The organism is Kutzneria sp. CA-103260 (assembly GCF_018263855.1).
Classification (GTDB): Bacteria; Actinomycetota; Actinomycetes; order Mycobacteriales; family Pseudonocardiaceae; genus Kutzneria.
The window spans coordinates 7,599,627-7,621,048 of record NZ_CP073318.1 but is presented as its reverse complement, the minus strand read 5'-3'; the positions used below and the strand labels follow the sequence as shown (position 1 = coordinate 7,621,048).

Genomic DNA, 21,422 nt, shown 5'->3' with positions numbered 1-21,422 from the left:
CGGCGGGTTAAATCCGGCCAGGGAAGGCAGCGGTCACGAGCGGCCGAGCCCCGCCCGGAACGGGCGGCATAGGCACAGCCCGTACCCTCTGGGGTCGTGAGCCAGCAAACTGAGCGGCCCGACCAGGACACCGCTGAGCCGCAGCCTCCACGTCCCCGCCGCGGCGGCCCCGCCCGTCGCACGTGGACACTGGTGTGGAGCTTCGTGCTCGTGGCGGCCATCGGTCTGCTCGGCGGCGTGGTCTCGATCCCGTATGTCGCGATCGGCCCCGGCCCGACCTTCAACACGCTGGGCAGCGTCGACGGCACCACGGTGATCTCGGTGCAGGGCCAGGACACCTTCCCCACCAAGGGGGAGCTGCGGATGGTCACGGTGTCGCTGACCGACAGCATCACTCTGTTCGGCGCGCTCGGCCTGTGGGCGTCCGGCCGCTACTCGCTGGCCCCGCGCGAGGAGTATTTCAAGCCCGGTGAGTCGCAGCAGGACGTGCAGAAGCAGAACGTCCAGGAGTTCACCGACTCGCAGTCCAACGCCCAGGTCGCGGCGCTGCGCTACCTCGGCTACCCGATGAAGGTGCTGGTCGGCTCGATCAGCCAGGGCAGCCCCGTGACCGGCGTGCTCAACGCCGGCGACCGGCTGCTGGCCGTGAACGGGACCAAGGTCAGCACCTCGCAGCAGGTGCAGGACGCGCTCAAGAGCACCAAGCCCGGCCAGGCCGTGCCGGTCACCTTCCAGCACGGCGCCTCGCCCGAGCAGACCGCGACGATCACGCTCGGCCACAGCGACGACCGGGCCTGGGGCTTTATGGGCATCGGCCCGATCGACCGGCCGGACGTGCCGTTCCAGGTCAAGATCAGCCTCGCCGACGTGGGTGGGCCGTCGGCCGGCCTGATCTTCGCGCTGACCATCATCGACAAGCTGACCCCGGACAACCTGAACAACGGCGGCGACATCGCCGGCACCGGGGAGATCGACGACCAGGGCAACGTGAAGCCGATCGGCGGCATCCCGTTCAAGATGATCGCGGCCAAGGAAGCGGGCGCGACGGCGTTCCTCGCGCCGGCCGACAACTGCGCCGAGGCCAAGGCGCACGCCCCGGACGGGCTGAAGCTGATCAAGGTCACGACGCTGGCCGACGCGGTCAGCTCGCTGCAGGCCCTCAAGGCGGGAAAGCCCACCCCCGGCTGCTGAGCTTGTGGCGCGCGTTCCGCGCGCGGCGAGGTCGCGGCATGCCGAAAGGGGCATTCGCCGGGGCGCTACGGCCGCAGGGTCTGCAGCAGCGCGCCGGTGAGGTTGGGGGCCAGCTCCGGGTGCTCGACGATCTCGTCGGGACGGTCCTGGTCGCCGCGCAGCCGCAGCACGCAGGCGGCGGTGCCGTCCCGCAGCACGGCCGCGACCAGCCGGGCCTCCCGGCGCTGCGGGTGCTCGGCGGCGACCCGGCGCAGCACCGAGGTGTCCTCGGTGACGGCCTCGATCTCGGCCTCGGCGTCCGGCGGCAGCACGACGATCTCCTGCGCCACGGCGCAGCCGGTCACCGCGTCCGGCCACACGATGCTGGCCAGCGCGTCCCCGAGATCCTCGCCCGGCAGCTCCTCCTGGGCGATCGGCGTGAGCGCGGCAGCCGGGTCCAGCTGGGCGCGCAGCTCCGGCTGCTGAGCGATCAGCTCGGCGGTCGGCACCAGCGCGAACAGCTGCGGCGCCTGATCCCACCCGGCGGCCGAGACGAACTCCTCGACCTCGCGGGCCAGAGCGGGCAGCAGCGTCGGCCGGGTCTCGTCGGCGTCGTCAACAGAAGGCACGCCGCCCATCGTCCCATCCGACCCCCACAGTTCCGATGACCGCCCGGCCCCGCGGGTGTCCCGCCCGAGGAACTCAGGACACCGTCCGTAGAGTTGTCACAGGTGGAACGGCCCGAGCGGGCCGCGACCCGAGACGCCGACCGCAACCGTAGGAGCGTGCCCCGTGGCAAACCGGCCTCCCGTCGGACTACCCACGCTGTCCCGACGCAGCCGCATCCTGATCGTCGTCGGCGTGATCGTCCTGATCGGGCTGATCCTCAGCTCCCGGGTGCTGTCGACCTACATCGACTGGCTCTGGTACGGCGAGGTCGGCTTCCAGTCGGTGTTCACCACCAAGCTGGTCACCCAGGTGGTGCTGTTCCTGGTCGTCGGCCTGGTCGTCGGCGGCCTGGTGTGGGCCAACCTGCTGGTCGCCTACCGCACCCGCCCGGTGTTCGTGCCGCTGTCCGGACCGGACGACCCGGTGTCGCGCTACCGCATGGTCATCAGCCGCCGGCTCAAGCTGTTCGGCCTGGGCATCCCGGCCGTCATCGGCTTCCTGTCCGCGGTCACCGCCATCAACGACTGGCAGCAGGCGCAGCTGTTCCTGCACGGCACCAGCTTCGGCAAGACCGACCCGATCTTCGGCATCGACGTCGGCTTCTTCGTCTTCACGCTGCCGTTCTACGAGTGGGTGCTGAACTGGCTGTTCGTCGCGGCCGCGCTGTCCTTCTTCGCCGCGCTGATCACGCACTACCTGTACGGCGCCATCCGGCTGGCCGGCCGCGGCGGCCAGCTGTCCGGCCCGGCCCGCATCCAGCTGTCCGTGATCGCCGGCGTCTTCGTGCTGTTCAAGGCGGTCGCCTACTACTTCGACCGCTACGACCTGCTGTTCTCGCAGAGCAACCCGCAGGCCTTCGGGGCCAACTACACCGCGCTCAACGCGGTCATGCCGGCCAAGCTGATCCTGCTGTGCATCGCCGTGTTCTGCGCGGCCGCCTTCTTCGCCGGCGCGTTCCTGCGCAACCTGCAGCTGCCGGCCATCGCCACCGCGCTGCTGGTGCTGTCCAGCCTGCTGATCGGCGTGGCCTGGCCCGCTGTCCTCCAGCAGTTCTCGGTGGCGCCCAACGCCAACGAGAAGGAGGCCGTGCCGATCTCGTACAACATCGCGGCCACCAAGGACGCCTTCGGGCTGGGCGACGACAAGGTCAGCTACAAGGACTACAACAACCAGCCGACCGCGACGCCCGACCAGATCAAGTCCGACGTGCCGACGGTGTCCAACGTCCGGCTGCTCGACCCCAGCGCCCTCTACCAGACGTTCAAGCAGTTCAAGCAGGGCCGCAACTTCTACGACTTCCCGCAGAAGCTGGACATCGACCGCTACACGGTCAACGGCGTCACCAGCGACTACATCGTCGCCGCCCGCGAGATCAACACCAACGGGCTGGCCGACAGCCAGAAGAACTGGATCAACGAGCACCTGGTCTACACCCACGGCAACGGCTTCGTCGCGGCCAAGGCCAGCACCGTCAACTCCCAGGGCTACCCCGACTTCACCGTCAGCGAGCTCAACACCGACGGCAAGGTCAACGAGGGCGCGATCAGCGTCAAGCAGCCCCGCATCTACTACGGCGAGCTGCAGGGCGACACCACCGACTACGCCATCGTCGGCGGGCCCGACGGGCAGAATCCCAGCCAGGGCCAGGAATACGACACCGACGTCACCAAGTACACCTACCAGGGCAGCGGCGGCGTCTCCATCGGCAACTGGTTCAACCGCCTGGTGTTCGCGGCGTACTACGGCGAGCGGAACATCCTGTTCAACTCGGCCATCACCGACAACTCGAAGATCATGTACTACCGGGACCCGGCCGACCGGGTGAAGAACGTCGCGCCCTGGCTCACCCTCGACAGCGACCCCTACCCGGCGGTCGTCGACGGCAACATCGAATGGATCGTCGACGGGTACACCACGCTCACCAACTACCCGTACTCGCAGCAGACCCAGCTCGGCGACGCCACCTCCGACTCGCTCAACTCCACCGGCAACGGACCGCGCCAGCCCAACCAGGGCGTCGGCTACATCCGCAACTCCGTCAAGGCCACAGTGGACGCCTACACCGGTCAGGTGAAGCTCTACTCGGTCGACGACACCGACCCGGTGCTCAAGGCGTGGGAAGCCGTCTACCCCGGCACCGTCCTGCCCAGCAGCGACATCAGTCCCGAGCTGCGCGCCCACTTCCGCTACCCGGAAGACCTGTTCAAGGTGCAGCGAGGACTGCTCGCGAAATACCACGTCACCAACCCGCAGAACTTCTTCTCCAGCGTGGGTTTTTGGAGCGTGCCCAGCGACCCCACCGCGGTCGACAACCCCACCAACGTGCAGGCCATCCAGCAGCAGACCTCGCCGCAGCCGCCGTACTACGTGATGTCCGGCAACCCGGCCGCCGGCGGGGGCGGCTCCGCCAGCTTCCAGCTGACCAGCCCACTGGTGTTCCTCGGGCGTGACTTCATGTCCGCCTACGTGTCCGTGGCCTCCGACCCAGGACCCAACTACGGCAAGATAACCGTGCTCAAGTTGCCGACGGACACCCAGACACCGGGTCCCAAACAGATGCAGACCCAGTTCATCACCACCAACGGCAACCAGCTCAACCTGTTCCGACAGCAGACAACCAACATCAAGTACGGCAACCTGCTGACCCTGCCCGTCGGTGGCGGCCTGCTCTACGTCGAACCCGTCTACGTCGAACAGAGCCAGGCCAGCAACTCCCAGACCTCCTACCCACAGCTGTCCCGGGTGCTCGTCAGCTACAACAACGGCATCGGCTTCGCCAACACCTTCACCGACGCCCTCAACCAAGCCCTCAGCGGCACCACCCCCGCCACCGGCGGCGGCAACACCGGCAACCCAGGCGGCAGCAGCACCAGCCCCACCACCACAACCGGGCAGCCCACCAGCCCCGACATGGCCAAGGCCGTCGCCGACATCCAAGCCGCCCTCGCCGCCATCAAGAGCGCCCAACAGAGCGGCGACTTCCAGGCCCTCGGCAACGCCTACAAGGCCCTCGACGACGCCACCAAGGAGTTCACCGCCGCCGGCGGCGGCACCACCAGCGCCAGCCCCACCACCACCGGCGGAAGATGACCTCCGTCACGTGAGCGACACCTGATTTGCATCCAGCCGCAACCACCCCGTATAGTTCCTATTACCGACGCGGGGTGGAGCAGCTCGGTAGCTCGCTGGGCTCATAACCCAGAGGTCGCAGGTTCAAATCCTGTCCCCGCTACAAATCCGGGAGATCCCTGTCTGTGGAAAACACAGACAGGGATTTTTCGCGTCTCACTGGGGCTCCCGCCCCAGACCCCGAGGCAGGGCGGGCTTCGACCCCTGCACCCCCCACGGGCTCGGCTTCGCCGTCGCCCGTGCCGCTTCGCTTCGCTCGCGGGGGCCGGCCTTTGCTTCGCTCGGCCTGCGGGAGTGCGTTCGGCCTTCGCTTCGCTCGGCCTGGTGGTGGGGGCGGTGTGCGCGGAGGGCTTGCCTTTCTGGGCCTGGAGCGGGGCATGGCTGGGCGCTTCGCGCGAGCTGCTTCCTTGCCTTCCTGCCCGTGTGGGGAGGCCTGGGCTTCGCGGCCGGGAGTGGCTGGGTGTGCCGTCCTGGCTCTCGTCCCTCGTCGGGGCCGGCCTTTGGGCCTCGGCCCTCGCTTCGGGTGCTGTGGGGGAGAAGTGCTGGTCAGGTGGGGTATTGGGGGGCGATTTGTAATGCGGTGGACGGGTGGGCTAGAGTAATAACTACCGACGCGGGGTGGAGCAGCTCGGTAGCTCGCTGGGCTCATAACCCAGAGGTCGCAGGTTCAAATCCTGTCCCCGCTACAAATCCGGGAGATCCCTGTTTGCCTATTCGGCAAACAGGGATTTTTCGCGTTTGTTCTGGGGGGCGACCCCCAGACCCCCGAGGTGGGGGCTTCGCCCCCACACCCCTTTCGGGGCGTTGCTTCGCTCGCCCCGCCGGGCATCGCTTCGCTCGCCCGGCTTTGCAGAGTGGTGTGGCTTCGCTTCGCTGGCCGAGATCGGTGTGGCTTCGCTGCGCTCGCCATGGTGGGTGCTGGGAAATGGGGGTGCGCCGGGGTTGGGGCCCGGCGCACGGTGGCGCAGGGAGCCCGTCAGCTCATGTTTTCCACCCAGAAGTGGGCGCAGGCCACGGAGCAGACACGGCCCTCGCCGGTGACCTTGCGGTGCTTGCGGATCTGTTTCCCGCACACCACGCACTCGTCCTTGCCGGCCTGCCCGGGAATGCCCCCTGTGGCCCAAGCACGGGCGTTCTTCACAACCTTGTGCTCCATCCACTTCATGCCCACGGTGGCACCTCCGTCCATCACCTCCGGTGGACAGCCGCCCACCCGCGGTGATGGTCCCGTGACAAAGCGGACACCCGAAGAGGGCAAGCCCAACTCCACCGATTCGGAGGATGATCGGGACACTGGGATGGGCGTACGACGCTACGACGGGTGACGATCCAGCCCGTCCGGTGACACCGGAACACCGCAATCCGAGGGCGTGGGCCTACATGTGGTGTACATCACGACGGGTCGGAGCCGCGGAGAGCGGCCAACCAGAGGGCCAACGCCGCGGTGATCACGGTGGCGCCGAGCCAACTCCAGACGCCGCCGCCATCCAGGAACGCCCAGAGCAGGCCGATCAGCGGCGCGGGGACGATCAAGACGGCGTCGGCCCGGAGCTGCGGGAGCAGACCCAAGGTGGTCACGGCGCGTGCACGGACGGAATCGTCGATCTCGGACGGGTTGTCGACCCGCCGGCCCCGCGGGTCGTCCTTGACGACCCGGCCGGACGGATAGAGCACGGTGTCGTCGATGACTGCGGCGACCAGGCGGTTGCGGCGGGGATCACCGAAAAAGGCGACGGTGGTGGGGGTGGGGAGGGTGATCAACGCCGGCTCGAAATAGACGGGGACCCAGCGGCGGGGAATGTCCTCGGTCTCCAGCCACGAGCGGGCCAGAAGACCGGACTGGATGCGGACCCGGCGCACCGGGACCCGGACCTGGGGCCGGCGAGTGAGCCCCAGGCGGGAAAGCAGGCGCACAGCGGTGACGATGAGCAGAACGACCGCGACGATGGCGATGAAGAGAAGTTCGCCACTGGAGCGGTCAGCGGCGATGAGGGACACCGCGCCGGGGATGACGGCATGCGAGGGGTTCGAGGGGTCGTAGCCGACGGGCACGGTGGCGCCAGGGGCGGGCGCCGAGCCGTCGAGCTCGACGGTGGCGCGGGCCGGAGGACCGGAGGGCGGAGTCCACGTGACGGTGGCGGTGTCCGCATCGTGGTCGACGGCGGCGACGTGGGCCTGGGCCCGGGCAGTGAGCGGGGCCAGGTCGGAGCGGGCCGAGGCCAGGGTGAGGGCTGAGAAAGTGGCCACCACGGCGCAGACGACCAGGACAAGGGCCACGGCGGCCAGGCAGTGGCGTACAGCGCGCGTCCGAAAGCCCATGGAGTGACATCCTGCCCAGCCCGCCATCCGTAGGTTCCCGCAGGGTGGGAAACGCGGAAGACTCGACCCGTGCCTGCATAGGGTGCGAACTGGGAACTGGGGGCTTCAAGGGGAAGGCATGCTCGTGAGTCGAACGCCACGCGCGCTGCTCGCGGTCGCCGTTTCGGTGACCGCGTCCGCGCTGCTGTTGTCGGCCTGTGGGGGATCGGCAGGTTCCTCCGCGCCGCCGCCCACCAAGCAGATCGGGCAGAACGACATCAACCCGACGCCGCGGGACCAGGTGAAGGACGGCGGCATTCTGCAATGGGGCATCGAGGCGTACCCGGCGAACTTCAACATGCTCGCGGTGGACGCCACCAACGGTGACATCCCGCCGGTCGTGCAGTCGTTCGAGCCGACGCCGGCCATCTCGGACGCCTCCGGCAACTGGGGCCCCGACCCGGACTACGTGGAATCGGCCAAGCTGGTGTCCACCGATCCGCAGAAGGTCGAGTACAAGCTCAACCCCAAGGCCAAGTGGAGCGACGGCACGCCCATCACCTGGGTCGACTACCAGTCCCAGTGGCAGGCGCTCAATGGCAAGAACACCGCCTACCAGCCGCTGAGCACGGCCGGCTACGCCAGCATCTCCGACATCAGCAAGGGCAGTGACGACTACGACTTCACCGTCACCTACAACCCGAAGCTCGCGGAATGGGCCAACCTGTTCAACGTGCTCTACCCGAAGTCGCTGACCTCGGACCCGAACGAGTTCAACAAGGGCTGGGCCGACGCGCCGAAGGTCACCGGCGGGCCGTTCAAGATCGGCAACCTGGACAAGACCGGCAACAACGTCACCGTGGTGCCCGACCCGAACTGGTGGGGTGACAAGCCCAAGCTGGACAAGATCGTCTTCAAGTACTACTCCAGCACCAACGTCGAGGTCGACGGCCTGGCCAGCGGCGCGTTCGACTTCGCGGGCGTCTCGTCCAACCTCGACGCGTACAAGCGCACCTCGGCGATGAAGAACGTGACGCTGCGGCGGGCCAACCTGCCCAACTACCGCGAGATCGTGTTCAACGGGGCCGGCAACTCCATCCTCAACGACCAGAAGCTGCGGGTCGCCCTGGTCAAGGGCATCAACCGCGACCCGATCGCCAAGGCCGAAATCGGCCAGCTGATCCCCAACGCGCAGCCGCTGGGCAACCACATCTTCCTGCCCGGCTTCCCCGGCTACCAGGACAACTCGGCCGGCTATCTCTACAACCCGGACGAGGCCAAGAAGGAGCTGGACGCCGACGGCTGGACGCAGCCGGCCGGGGCCAAGTTCCGCAGCAAGAACGGCAAGCAGCTGACCATCCGGGACGCCATCTCGGCCGGCGCGAAGTCCTCGCTGGACGAGGCCCAGCTGGTTCAGCAGCAGCTCGCGACGCTCGGCGTCGACCTGCAGATCGTGCAGGACGACCCGAACACCTTCTTCGACCAGCACATCACGCCCGGCGACTTCGACTTCGCCAACTTCGCGCAGATGGGCGACAGCGGGCCGCCGGTCAACAACGCCCAGAGCTGGTTCACCACCGGCGCCGGCGAGCAGGGCAACGTCGGCCGGATCGGCGACGAGAAGATCAACGACCTGCTGGCGCAGGCGTCGGCCGAGTTGGACCAGACCAAGCGCTACGCGCTGCTCAACGAGGTGGACAAGCAGGTGTGGGCGCTGGGCCACTCGCTGCCGCTCTACCAGCGGCCGTCCATCGTGGCCTGCCGCAACGGCCTGGCCAACATGGGCAACACGGGCCTGGCCAGCTTCCACTTCCAGGACATGGGCTGGGCCAAGTAATTCCCCAGGTCAGAGCGGGGCGGCGGGGTCAAGACAGCGAGCCGACAGTGGCGTTGTGTGTCATGGACACTGCCGGGACGCGGGTGGCACCGTCGCCCCGCACTGACTAACTGGGGGTCGGTGCGGTGTGGCACGCAGTGCCCCCGTCCCGGCCCTTGTCGCTGAGACGGACTCAGGTTCCAGACACGAAAGCGCCCGGCCGGGAGAACCCGGCCGGGCGCTTTTCGGTCGATCCGACGACTACTTGGTGAAGCCGATGGCGGCGTAGTCGATCGGGTTGGTGGCGAAGCCCATCGCGCCGTAGTTGGCCACGGTCTTCTTGGTGGCCACGGAGCCCGGCACCTGGTACAGCGGCAGCTCGCCGGCGACATCCCACAGCTGGGCGTCGATGGCGTTGACGTCATCCACCCGCTTGGCGTCGTCCAGCTCGGAGCCGGCCTTGCTGAACGCGTCGTTGATCGCCTCGTTGCCGACGTGCCCGAAGTTCTGCTGCACGTTGGCCGGGTTCTTCAGGTCGATCACGTAGGCGCCCTTCTGGCCCGACACCGGCGCGCTGCCGGCGATCCAGCGGAAGGTGGTCAGGTCGAAGTTGCCCACGTTGACGTACTTCGGGAAGAAGTCGGCGGTGGGCACCGCGTTGATGGTGACCTTGATGCCGACCTGGGCCAGCTGCTGCTGCAGGATCTTGCCGGTGTCGTCCGAGGCGGGCGTGCTGGAGCTGACGTAGGTCAGGTCCAGTTCCTTGCCGTCCTTGGACCGGTACTGGCCGTTCTGCTTCCAGCCCAGCGCGTCCAACGCCTTCTTGGCCTCGTCCGCGCTGAACTGCAGGCCGCCGGAGTTGTCCTTGTACTCCTTGGTGCCCTTGGCGAAGATGTGGTTGTTCAGCAGCGGCGGGTTGGGCGTGATCTTGCCGATCTCGGCGTTGGCGATGGACTGCCGGTCAACCGCCTTGAACACGGCTTGGCGCAGCTTCTGATCGGCCAGCAGGCGGCCGTCGCCGCCGTTGAGCGTCATGTGCACGGTGTCCGGCGCGAGCGCCTGGTGCAGGGTGACGTTCGGCATGGACTTGTAGCGGGTGATGGCGTCCAGCAGCGCGTTGGTGTCGGCCACGTCGATCGCGCCCGAGGCCATCGCGTCGGGCATCGACGGACGGGTCAGCACCTTGAACAGGATGCTGTCCAGGTGCGCCGGCTTGCCCCACCAGTTCGGGTCCTTCACGACCTCGACGGTCTTCGCGGTCAGGTCGATCTTGCCGATCTTGAACGCGTTGGCGGTGATCTTCGGCGCGTCCACCCAGCCGGTGTTGAACTCGTTCGGGTCGGAGTTCAGCTCCTTCGGGTACAGCGGGCTGAACAGCGCCTTCCACTCACCGAACGGCTGGGCGAAGGTGATCTTGACGTCCTGGTCGTCCGAGCCCCGCTCGACGCTGGCGATGTTCTCGTAGCCGGTCGTGCTGTTGGGCTGGTAGGCCGGGTTGGTGCCGTTCTGGGCCTTCCACTGGGCCTGGAAGTCCTCCCAGGTGAAGGCTCGGCCGTTGGACCACTTCGCCTTGGGGTTGATCTTGAACTCGAGCACCTGCGGGCTGGTGGACACCACGTCCGCCGAGGTCAGGTAGTCCTTGTTCAGGTTGAGCGAGCCGTCCGCGGCCTCGGTGAAGATCCACGGCATCAGCGTGTTGGACATTCGGGCGCTGGCCACGTCGTTGCCGTCGACCTGGTTCTGGTTCCAGTTCGCGGACGGCGAGTCGATGGCGAACTGGAGTGTGCCGCCGTCCTTGATGTTGCTGTCCGGCTGCGGGTTGATGTCGTTCACGCCGGCCTTGATGTCGGCCGGCGGCAACTGGCCGCCGCCCCCGCCCCCGCCGCAGGCGCTCAGGGTGAGCGCCGCCGCGAGGACCGGCGCCGCCAGCGCCAGCACCTTCCTTCTGCCCATCGAACTGACCTCCGTTGTTCCTCCGAAACCGATGCGACTTCGTCGATCGGATGGCCTGCCCCCGCGGTCACGGCCAGTCGCCCGGCGTGCACCTTGGGTGAAATCTCCCCAGTTGTGACGCTGGCCCGGCGACAGGGCTTGTCGCCGGGCCAGGCCGTCAGGAAAACCTGTGTCTGCTCACTTCAGGAAACCGATGTCGACGTAGTCGATCGGGTTCCCGGCGAAGCCGAAGGCGCCGAAGTTGGCGAGCGTGTTGCGCACCGCGTAGGCGCCGGGCACCTGGTAGGCGGGCAGGATGTGCCCCTCCTTCCAGATCTCGGTGTCGGCCTGCTGGATCAGGTCCACGCGCTTGTTCTCGTCCAGCTCCGAGCCGGCCTCGTCGAGCAGCTTGTTGATGGTGTCGTTGCCGATCGCGCTGTAGTTGGTCTGGGTGTTGCCCGGCGTGTAGTAGAAGATCGGCGTGTTGGATATCAGCGGCTGCGCGTTGTCGATCAGGCGGTACAGCACCACGTCGTAGGCGCCGCGGTTGACGTAGTTGCTGAACAGCTCGGCCACCGGCACCGAGTTGATCTTCGCGTTGACGCCGACCGCTTTCAGCTCGGTCTGCACCAGGTTGGCCACCGCGGTGCTGGTCGGGTTGCCGGCGTCGACCACGTAGTTGAGGTCGAGCTCCTTGCCGTCCTTGGACCGGAAGGCGCCGCTCTGCTTGTAGCCCAGCTCGTCCAGCTTCTTCTTCGCGGCCTCCGGGTCGAACTTGATCGGCGCGGAGTTGTCCTGGTAGTTCTTGCTGCCCTTGACGAAGAAGTGGTTGCCCAGCGGCGTCGGGTCCGCGCTGATCGGACCGAGCAGGGCCTTGGCGATGCTCTTGGTGTCCACCGCCTGCTCGACCGCCACCCGGGTGGCCTGGTCGTGCAGGGCCGAACCCTCGGCGCCGTTGAAGTCCAGCAGGTTGTACTGGGCCTCGGTGGCCTGCCGGATCGTCACGCCCGGCAGGGTCTTGGCCCGCTGGTACAGGTTCACGTTGGAGCCGATGGCGTAGAAGTCGATCGCGCCGCTGGCCAGGGCGTCGGGCAGGGCGTCCCGGCCGACCACCTTGAACAGGATCTGGTCCAGGTGCGGCTTCGTGCCCCACCAGGCCGGATCCGGCACCTCCGACACCGTCTTGGCGGTCAGGTCGATCTTGCCGATCTTGAACGGACCGGCGGTGATCTTCGGCGCGTCCACCCAGCCCTTGTTGAACTCGTCGGCCGAGACACCGAGCTCCTTGGGGATCAGCGGGGAGAACAGGCTCTGCCACTCACCGAACGGCTTGGCGAAGGTGACCTTGACGTCCTGGTCGTCCGAGCCCCGCTCGACACTGCCGATGTTCTCCAGGCCGGTGGTGCTGTTGCACTGGAAGGTCTGGTCCTTGCCGTTGCAGTCCTTCCACTGCGCCTGGAAGTCCTCCCAGGAGATCGCGCGGCCATTGGACCACTTGGCCTTCGGATTGATCTTGTACTCGACCACCTGCGGACTGGTCGAGACCACGTCGGCCGAGACCAGGTAGTCCTTGTTCAGCGTGAGCGTGTTGTCCGCCTGGGCGACGAACAGCCACGGCAGCATGGCGTTGACCAGCTGCGGCGTGCTCTGTGTGTTGCCGTCCAGCTGCGCCGGATTCCAGTTGTCGGACAACGCGTCCAGCGGCCACTGCAGGGTGCCGCCCTGCTTGATCTTGTCCGCCGGCTGGGCGTTGACGTCGTTGTGCCCGGCCGCCGACTCGTCGGACTTGAGCGTGCCCCCGCCGGAGTTCCCTCCGCCGCAGGCCGTGGCCACCAGCGCGGCCACGGCCAGCGCCCCCAGTAGCTTTCGGTTCATCGTGATCAGACCACCTGTTTCGTCCGAGCGAAGTGACAGGCCACCTCGTGGTCCGCCCCCTGGGCCTCCCGGAGCGGTTCCACCTCGACACACTTCCTCTTGTCCGAATCGGACAGTGTGGCGTGCAGGAAACAGCGGCTGCGGAAACGGCAGCCGGACGGCGGGTCGGCCGGGCTGGGCAGGTCGCCGGACAGGATGATGCGCTCGCGCTGGCGCTCCTTGACCGGGTCCGGGATCGGGATGGCCGACAGCAGCGCCTGCGTGTACGGGTGGCTCGGCGCGCCGAACACCGAGTCCACGTCGCCGATCTCGATGATTTTGCCCAGGTACATCACGGCCACCCGGTCGGCGATGTGCCGGACCACCGACAGGTCGTGCGCCACGAACAGGTAGGACAGGCCCAGCTCGGCCTTGAGCCGGTCCAGCAGGTTGATCACACCGGCCTGGATGGACACGTCCAGCGCCGACACCGGCTCGTCCAGCACCAGCAGCTTGGGCTCCAGGGCCAGCGCCCGGGCGATGCCGATGCGCTGCCGCTGGCCGCCGGAGAACTCGGCCGGGTAGCGGTCGGCGTGCTCGGCCCGCAGCCCGACCAGATCCAGCAGCTCCGGAATTCGCTTGCGGATGTGAGTAGCGTCGAAGCCGTGCACCTGCATGGGTTCCGCGAGGACGTCGCCGATCGGCATCCGGGGATCCAGGGACGCCAGCGGATCCTGGAACACGACCTGCATGTCCCGGCGGATCGCCTTGCGCCCCTTGCTGTCCAGAGTGGACACATCCTTGCCCAGCACCGAGATGCTGCCGGCGGCCGGCCGTTCCAGGCCGAGGATCTGCATCAGCGTGGTGGTCTTGCCGCAGCCGGACTCGCCGACCAGGCCGAGCGTCTCCTGCTCGCGCACCTCGAAGCTGACGCCGTCCACCGCGTGCACGGTGCCGACCTTGCGCTTGAGCACCACGCCCTTGGTCACCGAGAAGTGCTTGACCAGCGAGTCCACCGCCAGCACGGTCGGGCGCTCGGTGCGCGGCCGCAGCGCGGCCTTGGGCTCCTCGACCAGTTCCGCGCCGAACACCTCCACCGCCGCCTCGATCGCGGCCGCGTTGCTGGCCTCGACGCCCTCGATCTCCTCGACGGCCGCCTCGGTCGCGGCCAGCTCGCCGCTGCGGATGCAGGCTGCCCGGTGCCCGCTGGTGCTGTCCACTTCGGACAGTGCCGGCTCCTCGGTGCGGCAGTCGTCGACGGCCATCGGGCAGCGCGGCGCGAACGGGCAGCCGGTCGGCAGGTCCACCAGCGACGGCGGCTGGCCGGAAATCGGCACCAGCGGCAGCTTCTCGGCCGCGTCCAGCCGGGGCAGCGACCCCAGCAGGCCGAGCGTGTACGGCATGCGCGGCTGCTGGTAGACCTCGTTGACGTGCCCGGACTCCACCGCGCGGCCGGCGTACATCACCATCAGCCGGTCGGCGAAGCCGGCGACCACGCCCAGGTCGTGCGTGATGATCACGATGCCGGCGCCGGTCACCTCCTTGGCCGTCTTGAGAACCTCCAGCACCTGCGCCTGCACGGTCACGTCCAGCGCGGTGGTCGGCTCGTCGGCGATGATCAGGTCCGGGTCGTTGGCGATCGCCATGGCGATCACCGCGCGCTGGCGCATGCCGCCGGAGAACTCGTGCGGGAACGCCTTGGAGCGCGAGGCGGCGTTGGGAATGCCGACCAGGTCCAGCAGCTCCACCGAGCGGTTGGCCGCGGCCTGCTTGGACATCCGGCCCTTGCCGTGCACCAGCAGCGCCTCCGCGATCTGGTCGCCGACGGTGTACACCGGCGTCAGCGCGGACAGCGGGTCCTGGAAGACCATGGAGATCCGGCGGCCCCGGATCTTCGACAGCTGCACGTCGGACAGCCCCAGCAGCTGCTGTCCCTGGAAGCGGATGGAACCGGTGATCCGGGCCTGTTCGGGCAGCAGCCCCATGACCGCCAGCGAGGACACCGACTTGCCGGAGCCGGACTCGCCGACGATGCCCAGCACCTCGCCCCGGGACACCTGATAGGTCAGCCCGCGCACCGCGTGCACCCGGCCGGCCTCGCTCGGGAACGAGACGTCGAGGTCGGAGACCTCCAGCACGGGACCGTCGCCGGCGTTGTCGAGGAGCTCCTCGTCCAGCGTGATCTCGGAGGCGGTCACTGCTGCACCTCGCTAGCGCTCGGTGTCCGCGTTCGCGGACGCTCTGTGTTGAATGATTCGCTCGCAAGCTCGCTCATGCCACCTTGTCCTTTCGCTTCTCCCGGCGGCGAGCGCGGGTCGAGGTCGGGTCCAGCGCGTCGCGCAGGCCGTCACCGACCACGGCGACCGACAGCAGGGTGACGATCAGCAGCACCGCGGGCGCGTAGAACAGCCACGGGAAGGTCAGCGCCGAGCCGGTGCCGGTGGCGATCAGCGTGCCCAGCGACACGTCGGGCGGCTGCACGCCGAAACCGAAGTAGCTCAGGCCGGACTCCTGCAGCACCGCGCTGCCGACGTTGATGGTGGCGTCCACGATCAGCAGCGAGGACATGTTCGGCACGATGTGCTTGAAGATGGTGCGCCACGGGGACTGCCCCATGAAACGGGCGGCGCTCACGTACTCCCGTGTCTTCAGGGTCAGTGTCATGCCGCGCACGATGCGAGCGGTGATCATCCACTGGAACAGCACCAGCAGCACGACCAGGATCAGCCAGCTCGATCCCTTGAACAGCGGGCTGGCGATGGAGATGATCAGGAACGACGGCAGCACCAGCAGCAGGTCGACCACCCACATCAGGGCCCGGTCGGTCACGCCGCCGAAAAAGCCCGCCGCCGCACCGACAACCGCCGACAGCGCGGTCGAGATCACGCCCACCAGCAGGCCGATCGTCAGCGACTTCTGCAGCCCGCGCATGCTGGCCACGAACATGTCGGTGCCGATGTTGTCGGTGCCGAACCAGTGGGTCAGCGACGGCGGGTCGTAGGTCAGGCTGGTGTCGTGGAACTCGTAGCTGTACGGGGAGAACAGCGGATAGCTGAACGCCACCAGGTACAGCAGGACGATCACGATGATGCCGCCCAGCGCCCAGCGGTTGCGCAGGAAGCGGCGGCGCACCAGGGCGGCCCGGGAGACGGGCTTGCTCGTCACGGCTTCCTCGACGGCGGCCGGGTTCACGGTTGTGCTCATGTCGTCTGGCCCCCTACACCCGGATCCGCGGGTCGAGCAACGCGTACAGCACGTCGGACAGCCAGCCGGACAACAACACGCAGACCGCCACGAACAACGTCACCGTGGCGGTCACGTTGGTGTCCTGGTCGTTGATGCCCTGCACCAGCCAGGCGCCCATGCCCTGCCAGTTGAAGATGCTCTCGGTGAACACACCGCCCACCACCAGCAGGCCGAACCCGAAGGCGAACAACGTGGCCATCGGGATCAGCGCGGTGCGCAGGCCGTGCTTGAAGAACGCGCGCCGTCGGGTCAGGCCCTTCGCCTGGGCGGTGCGCAGGAAGTCGCTGCCCAGCACGTCCAGCATCGCGCTGCGCTGGTAGCGGCTGTAGTAGGCGATCTGGCCCAGGACGATGGTCACCGTCGGCACGATCAGGAAGCGCAGCCGCTCGTCGAACGAGGCCAGCCAGCCGGCGTCCGGGTCGAGTGTTCCGCTGTACTCACCGGTGAACTGCAGCCATTCGCTGCCGGTGGCGTTGTTGATGGCCTGCGCCACCTGTTTCACCAGCGGGCCGAGCACCAGCACCGGCGTCGCCAGGATCACATAGGAGAAGAAAGTCGATATGTAGTCGAAGAGCTTGTACTGCCGGACCGCGCTGCCCACGCCGATGAGCACGCCCAGCGTGATGCCGATGGTGATGCCCAGCAGGAACAGCCGAAGGCTCACGCCGATCCGGCGCCACAGCTCGTCGGTGATCTGGTGATCGGTCGTGGTCTCGCCGAAGTCCCCGCGCAGCACGCCTTCGCCCCAGGTCAGAAAGCGCAGCGGGATGGGCTGATCCAGATGCAGCTCCACGCGCTTGGCCTCGATCGTCGCCGCGGGCGGCGGCGGGTTGTGCTGCCTGAGCAGGCTCAACGGGTCGAACGAGATCGAGGACAGCGTGAAGGACAGGAATGTCGCCACCACGCAGAGCACGATGTAATTGATCAGTCGGCGAACAAGGAAGCCGAACATCGGCTAGCTCCTCCCAACGGCGGAACGGATCCGCGTCCGTCGGTGGAAGGATGTGTATGTGGTGGTCCCAGCGGTCACCCGGGGGATTCTGCGGCTTACCCCCAGTGCCACGCCACCCTCCACCGGCCCGATTCTTGCGCCGATTGGGTAACGAAGCGCCTGCTCGCTGCTCCGGACGGCGCAACGGCAAGGCCATTCGGTGATCAGCCACTGTGGACTGAACGGCAGACCATTGTGGACAGCCGCTCGATGCCGTGGCACCGTAGTGGTGTGTCTGAACTGAACGCAACTGCCGCTGCACTGCTCGGATTGCTGCACGACGGTCCCAAGACCGGCGGGCAGCTGGTCACGGCGGCCGGTGAGCGCTTCGGCGCGTTCTTCAGCGTGACCCGCAGCCAGGTCTACCGGGAGCTGCCGGCGCTGGCCGAGCAGGGCCTGCTCAAGTTGGGCAAGCAGGGCCCGCGCTCCAGCCAGCAGTACGTGATCACCGCTGCCGGCAAGAAGGCCTTCAAGACCTGGCTGACCACCGAACCCGGTCCCGACCACCTGCGCTCGCCGCTGATCCTGCGGCTCGTGCACGCCAGCTCGCTGACGCCCAAGCAGCGCGCCGGTCTGGTCGAGTCGGCCAAGGTGGTCTACGGGGCGGAGCAGGAGACCCACCGGTCGGCCGCGAAGACCGCGGAGGACCCGTACGCCAAGGCGGTCGCCGAGTTCGCGCTCGCCCACGCCAAGGCCGTGCTGAAGCTCCTGGAGAGCATTCCGACGAGCTGAATTGGAGGGTGTGGCACCGCTGAAGGCGACCGCCTCAGCGGTGTTACCCCCCGACTGCCGACGTGTGTCCGCGGAAAGCGCGGACCACGTCGCTCGGAGTGTCTTGTGGGGGCCCGGCCCCCACGCCCCCACGCCGGGGGCAAGCCCCCGGACCCCCGAGCGCGCCTGCTTACCTCCAGCTGACGTAATCTTGTTTGTTGTGAACCCGGACGTCGAAGCCGACCTCAAGGAACTGTCCGCGACTCTCGCCAGCGTCGAGGCCGTCATGGACCTGGACAAGCTGCGCGCGGACATCGAGCGCCTGGAGGCGGAGGCGGCCCGTCCGGACCTGTGGGACGACGCCGAGAAGGCGCAGCAGGTCACCAGCCAGCTCTCGCACAAGCAGGGTGAGCTGCGCCGCGTGAGCGGTGTCCGGCAGCGGCTGGACGACGTGTGGGTGCTCTACGAGCTGGCCGAGGACGCCGGCGACGCCGACAGCGTGGCCGAGGCCGAGGCCGAGCGGACCAAGCTGCGCGAGGACATCGACCAGCTCGAGGTCCGCACGCTGCTGTCCGGCGAGTACGACGAGCGCCAGGCCCTGGTCACGGTGCGCTCCGAGGCCGGCGGCGTGGACGCGGCCGACTTCGCCGAGATGCTGATGCGCATGTACCTGCGCTGGGCCGAGCGGCACGGCTACCCGACCGAGGTCTACGACACGTCCTACGCCGAAGAGGCGGGCATCAAGTCGGCGACCTTCCAGGTCAAGGCCCCCTACGCGTACGGGACGCTGTCGGTCGAGCAGGGCACGCACCGCCTGGTGCGCATCTCGCCGTTCGACAACCAGGGCCGCCGGCAGACCTCGTTCGCCGGCGTCGAGGTGGTGCCGGTGGTCGAGCAGACCGACCACGTGGACATCGACGAGAAGGACCTGCGGGTCGACGTCTACCGCTCGTCCGGCCCCGGCGGCCAGGGCGTCAACACCACCGACTCGGCGGTGCGGCTGACCCACATCCCCACCGGCATCGTGGTGTCCTGCCAGAACGAGCGCTCCCAGCTGCAGAACAAGGCTTCGGCGATGGCGGTGCTGCAGGCCAAGCTGCTGGAGCGGCGCCGGCAGGAGGAGCAGGCCAAGATCAACGCGCTCAAGGGCGACGGCGGCTCCAGCTGGGGCAACCAGATGCGCTCCTACGTGCTGCACCCGTACCAGATGGTGAAGGACCTGCGCACCGAGTTCGAGGTGAGCAACCCGACCGCGGTGCTCGACGGCGACATCGACGGCTTCCTGGAGGCTGGCATCCGGTGGCGGCGCAGCTCCGGGCAGTGACGAATTGCCGGGAATTCGTGAAATCGGCGTGAGGTAAACCTGTCAAATCCTCACCCGGACGGGGCTAGATGTCGACCCGATAACGGTCGCGGGTACGCTCCCCAACCGTGATCCGGCTCGAACACGTCAGCAAGGTCTACAAGACCTCCACCCGGCCCGCGCTCGACAACGTCAGTGTCGAGATGGGCAAGGGCGAGTTCGTGTTCCTCATCGGCCCGTCCGGCTCGGGGAAGTCGACCTTCCTTCGACTGCTGTTGCGCGAAGAGGTGCCCAGCAAGGGGCGCGTCTACGTGTCCAACTTCGACGTGGCCAAGATGGCCCGGCGCCGCGTCCCCCGGCTGCGCCAGTCCATCGGCTGCGTCTTCCAGGACTTCCGGCTGCTGCCGACCAAGACGGTCGCCGAGAACGTCGCCTTCGCCCTTGAGGTCATCGGCAAGCCCCGGCACACCATCCAGAAGGTCGTGCCCGAAGTCCTGCAGCTCGTCGGCCTGGACGGCAAGGCCGACCGGATGCCCACCGAGCTCTCCGGCGGCGAGCAGCAGCGGGTGGCGATCGCCCGCGCCTTCGTCAACCGGCCGCTGGTGCTCATCGCCGACGAGCCGACCGGAAACCTGGACCCCGACACCAGCCAGGACATCATGCTGCTGCTGGAGCGGATCAACCGCACCGGCACCACGGTGTTGATGGCCACGCACGACCACTCCATCGTCGACTCCATGCGGCGTCGGGTGGTCGAGCTCGACCACGGCAGGGTCATCCGCGACGACGCCAGGGGCGTCTACGGAATCGGCCGCTAGCCACCGCCGCGCCCGTCCCCCGCGGGCGACCGAGAATCCCCGAGCCAAGGAACGTCAACCCCGATGCGTGCCAGTTTCGTCTTCAGCGAAGTGATCACCGGGCTGCGCCGGAACATCACGATGACCATCGCGATGATCCTGACCACGGCGATCTCGCTCGGCCTGCTCGGCGGTGGTCTGCTCATCGTCCGCATGATCGACAAGATGCAGCTGATCTACTCCGACAAGGTGCAGGTCATGGTGAGCCTCACCGACGACATCAGCGCCAACGACAAGAACTGCTCGTCGTCGATCTGCGCCGACCTCCAGCGCCAGCTCCAGGGCTCGAGCAACGTCGAGACGGTCACCTTCCAGAACCGGGACCAGAGCTTCCAGCGCTTCCAGCAGCTGTTCCAGGCCGAGCCGGAGCTGCTGCGGCTGACCCGGCCCGAGTCGCTGCCGGCGACCCTGCAGGTCAAGCTGACCGACCCGAGCAAGGCCGACGTGCTGGTCAAGGCGTTCACCGGCAAGCCCGGCGTGAAGACCGTCGACGACCAGGGCGTGTTCCTGCAGCGCTTCTTCGGCATCCTGGACAGCGTCCGGTACGCGGTGTTCCTGATCGCCCTGGTCCAGGCCGCGGCGGCGGTGCTGCTGATATCCAACACGATCCAGGTGTCGGCGTTCACCCGTCGAGTCGAGGTCGGCATCATGCGCCTGGTCGGCGCCACCCGCTGGTACACGCAGCTGCCGTTCCTCATCGAGGCCGTGGTCGCCGGCATCATCGGCTCCATCCTCGGCATCGTCGGACTCGGCCTGGCCAAGGTGTTCTTCCTGGACAGTGCCCTGTCCGGGCCGATCGCCTCCGGCGTGCTGCCACGGCTGGACCTGCTGGACGTGGTGGCCATCTCGCCGATCCTGCTGGGCGTGGCCGTGGTCATCTCGGCCATCACCGGCTACATCACCCTGCGGCTGTACGTGCGGCTGTAGTAACCGGTTGTGGCCCGGACGTAAAATCAGAGCATGCCCAAGGAACAGGGCCGCAAGGCCATCGCGACCAACCGCAAGGCGCGCCACGATTACTCCATCGTGGACACCTATGAGTGCGGTGTCGTCCTCATGGGCACCGAGGTGAAGAGCCTGCGGGCGGGGCGGGCGTCCCTTGTGGACGCCTTCGCCACCGTCGACGACGGCGAGGTCTGGCTGCGCGGGCTGCACATCACCGAGTACGAGATGGGCACGTGGACCAACCACGAGCCGCGCCGCAACCGGAAGCTGTTGCTGCACAAGGCCGAGATCCTCAAGCTCATCGGCAAGACCAAGGAGAGCGGCCTGAGCCTGGTGCCGCTGTCGATGTACTTCAAGGACGGCAAGGTCAAGGTCGAGCTGGCGCTGGCCAAGGGCAAGAAGACCTGGGACAAGCGCCAGGCGCTGGCCAAGCGGGACGCGGAACGCGAGACCAGCCGCGCCATCGGCCGCTGGGCCAAGGGACGGCGTTGAATTGCCCCG

16 protein-coding genes and 2 tRNA genes are annotated in these 21,422 nt (G+C 67.8%); 10 read left to right on the top strand and 8 right to left on the bottom strand.

Annotation, left to right across the window (positions count from 1 at the left end; genetic code table 11):
* Positions 1–96 precede the first annotated feature (96 nt).
* Positions 97–1,191, top strand: coding sequence for a YlbL family protein (locus JJ691_RS33365; RefSeq protein ID WP_249227179.1), 1,095 nt, complete (start codon positions 97–99; stop codon positions 1,189–1,191).
* Between the two features lie 65 nt (positions 1,192–1,256).
* Here JJ691_RS33365 and JJ691_RS33360 read toward each other — a convergent pair whose 3' ends face one another.
* Complete coding sequence (locus JJ691_RS33360; RefSeq protein ID WP_211763548.1) at positions 1,257–1,808, bottom strand: PPA1309 family protein; 552 nt, start codon at positions 1,806–1,808, stop codon at positions 1,257–1,259.
* Positions 1,809–1,962: 154 nt separating this feature from the next.
* Here JJ691_RS33360 and JJ691_RS33355 point away from each other — a divergent pair, with 154 nt between their 5' ends.
* The 3 genes from JJ691_RS33355 to JJ691_RS33345 all read left to right on the top strand — a co-directional run bounded on the left by JJ691_RS33355 (position 1,963) and on the right by JJ691_RS33345 (position 5,654).
* Positions 1,963–4,929, top strand: coding sequence for a UPF0182 family membrane protein (locus JJ691_RS33355; protein ID WP_211763547.1), 2,967 nt, complete (start codon positions 1,963–1,965; stop codon positions 4,927–4,929).
* Positions 4,930–4,997: 68 nt separating this feature from the next.
* A tRNA-Met gene (locus JJ691_RS33350) sits at positions 4,998–5,071 on the top strand.
* 509 nt (positions 5,072–5,580) lie between these two features.
* Positions 5,581–5,654, top strand: a tRNA-Met gene (locus JJ691_RS33345).
* Positions 5,655–5,944: 290 nt separating this feature from the next.
* Here JJ691_RS33345 and JJ691_RS33340 read toward each other — a convergent pair.
* Together JJ691_RS33340 and JJ691_RS33335 are read right to left on the bottom strand one after the other, a co-directional pair.
* On the bottom strand, positions 5,945–6,133 hold the full coding sequence (locus JJ691_RS33340; RefSeq protein WP_249228302.1) for a hypothetical protein: 189 nt from the start codon (positions 6,131–6,133) through the stop codon (positions 5,945–5,947).
* Positions 6,134–6,360: 227 nt separating this feature from the next.
* Complete coding sequence (locus JJ691_RS33335; protein ID WP_211763545.1) at positions 6,361–7,287, bottom strand: hypothetical protein; 927 nt, start codon at positions 7,285–7,287, stop codon at positions 6,361–6,363.
* A 118-nt stretch (positions 7,288–7,405) separates the two neighbouring features.
* Here JJ691_RS33335 and JJ691_RS33330 point away from each other — a divergent pair, with 118 nt between their 5' ends.
* Positions 7,406–9,103 carry an ABC transporter family substrate-binding protein gene (locus tag JJ691_RS33330; protein ID WP_211763544.1) on the top strand — a complete coding sequence of 566 codons (1,698 nt, stop codon included), beginning with the start codon at positions 7,406–7,408 and terminating at the stop codon, positions 9,101–9,103.
* Between the two features lie 240 nt (positions 9,104–9,343).
* On the opposite strand, the gene JJ691_RS33325 is transcribed toward JJ691_RS33330, so the two are convergent.
* The 5 genes from JJ691_RS33325 to JJ691_RS33305 form a co-directional block, all read right to left on the bottom strand.
* The gene (locus JJ691_RS33325; protein ID WP_249227178.1) at positions 9,344–11,035 is read right to left on the bottom strand and encodes an ABC transporter family substrate-binding protein; all 1,692 of its coding nucleotides are present in this window, start codon (positions 11,033–11,035) and stop codon (positions 9,344–9,346) included.
* A gap of 177 nt (positions 11,036–11,212) precedes the next feature.
* A complete protein-coding gene (locus tag JJ691_RS33320) occupies positions 11,213–12,889 on the bottom strand; it encodes an ABC transporter family substrate-binding protein (protein WP_211763543.1) in 1,677 nt (558 codons plus the stop codon).
* Between the two features lie 5 nt (positions 12,890–12,894).
* Positions 12,895–15,066, bottom strand: a complete 2,172-nt coding sequence (locus JJ691_RS33315; protein WP_249227177.1) for a dipeptide ABC transporter ATP-binding protein — start codon at positions 15,064–15,066, stop codon at positions 12,895–12,897.
* Between the two features lie 73 nt (positions 15,067–15,139).
* The gene (locus JJ691_RS33310) at positions 15,140–16,072 is read right to left on the bottom strand and encodes an ABC transporter permease (protein ID WP_211763542.1); all 933 of its coding nucleotides are present in this window, start codon (positions 16,070–16,072) and stop codon (positions 15,140–15,142) included.
* Positions 16,073–16,085: 13 nt separating this feature from the next.
* On the bottom strand, positions 16,086–17,066 hold the full coding sequence (locus JJ691_RS33305; protein WP_211763541.1) for an ABC transporter permease: 981 nt from the start codon (positions 17,064–17,066) through the stop codon (positions 16,086–16,088).
* 270 nt (positions 17,067–17,336) lie between these two features.
* Here JJ691_RS33305 and JJ691_RS33300 point away from each other — a divergent pair, with 270 nt between their 5' ends.
* From JJ691_RS33300 to smpB, 5 genes are all read left to right on the top strand, one after another.
* Positions 17,337–17,837 (top strand): PadR family transcriptional regulator, encoded by a 501-nt coding sequence (locus JJ691_RS33300; protein ID WP_211763540.1) that lies wholly within the window; start codon positions 17,337–17,339, stop codon positions 17,835–17,837.
* A gap of 199 nt (positions 17,838–18,036) precedes the next feature.
* Positions 18,037–19,140, top strand: coding sequence for a peptide chain release factor 2 (prfB, locus tag JJ691_RS33295; RefSeq protein ID WP_211763539.1), 1,104 nt, complete (start codon positions 18,037–18,039; stop codon positions 19,138–19,140).
* Positions 19,141–19,247: 107 nt separating this feature from the next.
* Positions 19,248–19,937 carry a cell division ATP-binding protein FtsE gene (gene ftsE / locus JJ691_RS33290; RefSeq protein WP_211763538.1) on the top strand — a complete coding sequence of 230 codons (690 nt, stop codon included), beginning with the start codon at positions 19,248–19,250 and terminating at the stop codon, positions 19,935–19,937.
* 63 nt (positions 19,938–20,000) lie between these two features.
* Positions 20,001–20,903 (top strand): permease-like cell division protein FtsX, encoded by a 903-nt coding sequence (gene ftsX, locus JJ691_RS33285; RefSeq protein ID WP_211763537.1) that lies wholly within the window; start codon positions 20,001–20,003, stop codon positions 20,901–20,903.
* A gap of 33 nt (positions 20,904–20,936) precedes the next feature.
* On the top strand, positions 20,937–21,413 hold the full coding sequence (gene smpB, locus JJ691_RS33280) for an SsrA-binding protein SmpB (RefSeq protein ID WP_211763536.1): 477 nt from the start codon (positions 20,937–20,939) through the stop codon (positions 21,411–21,413).
* Positions 21,414–21,422: the final 9 nt, after the last annotated feature.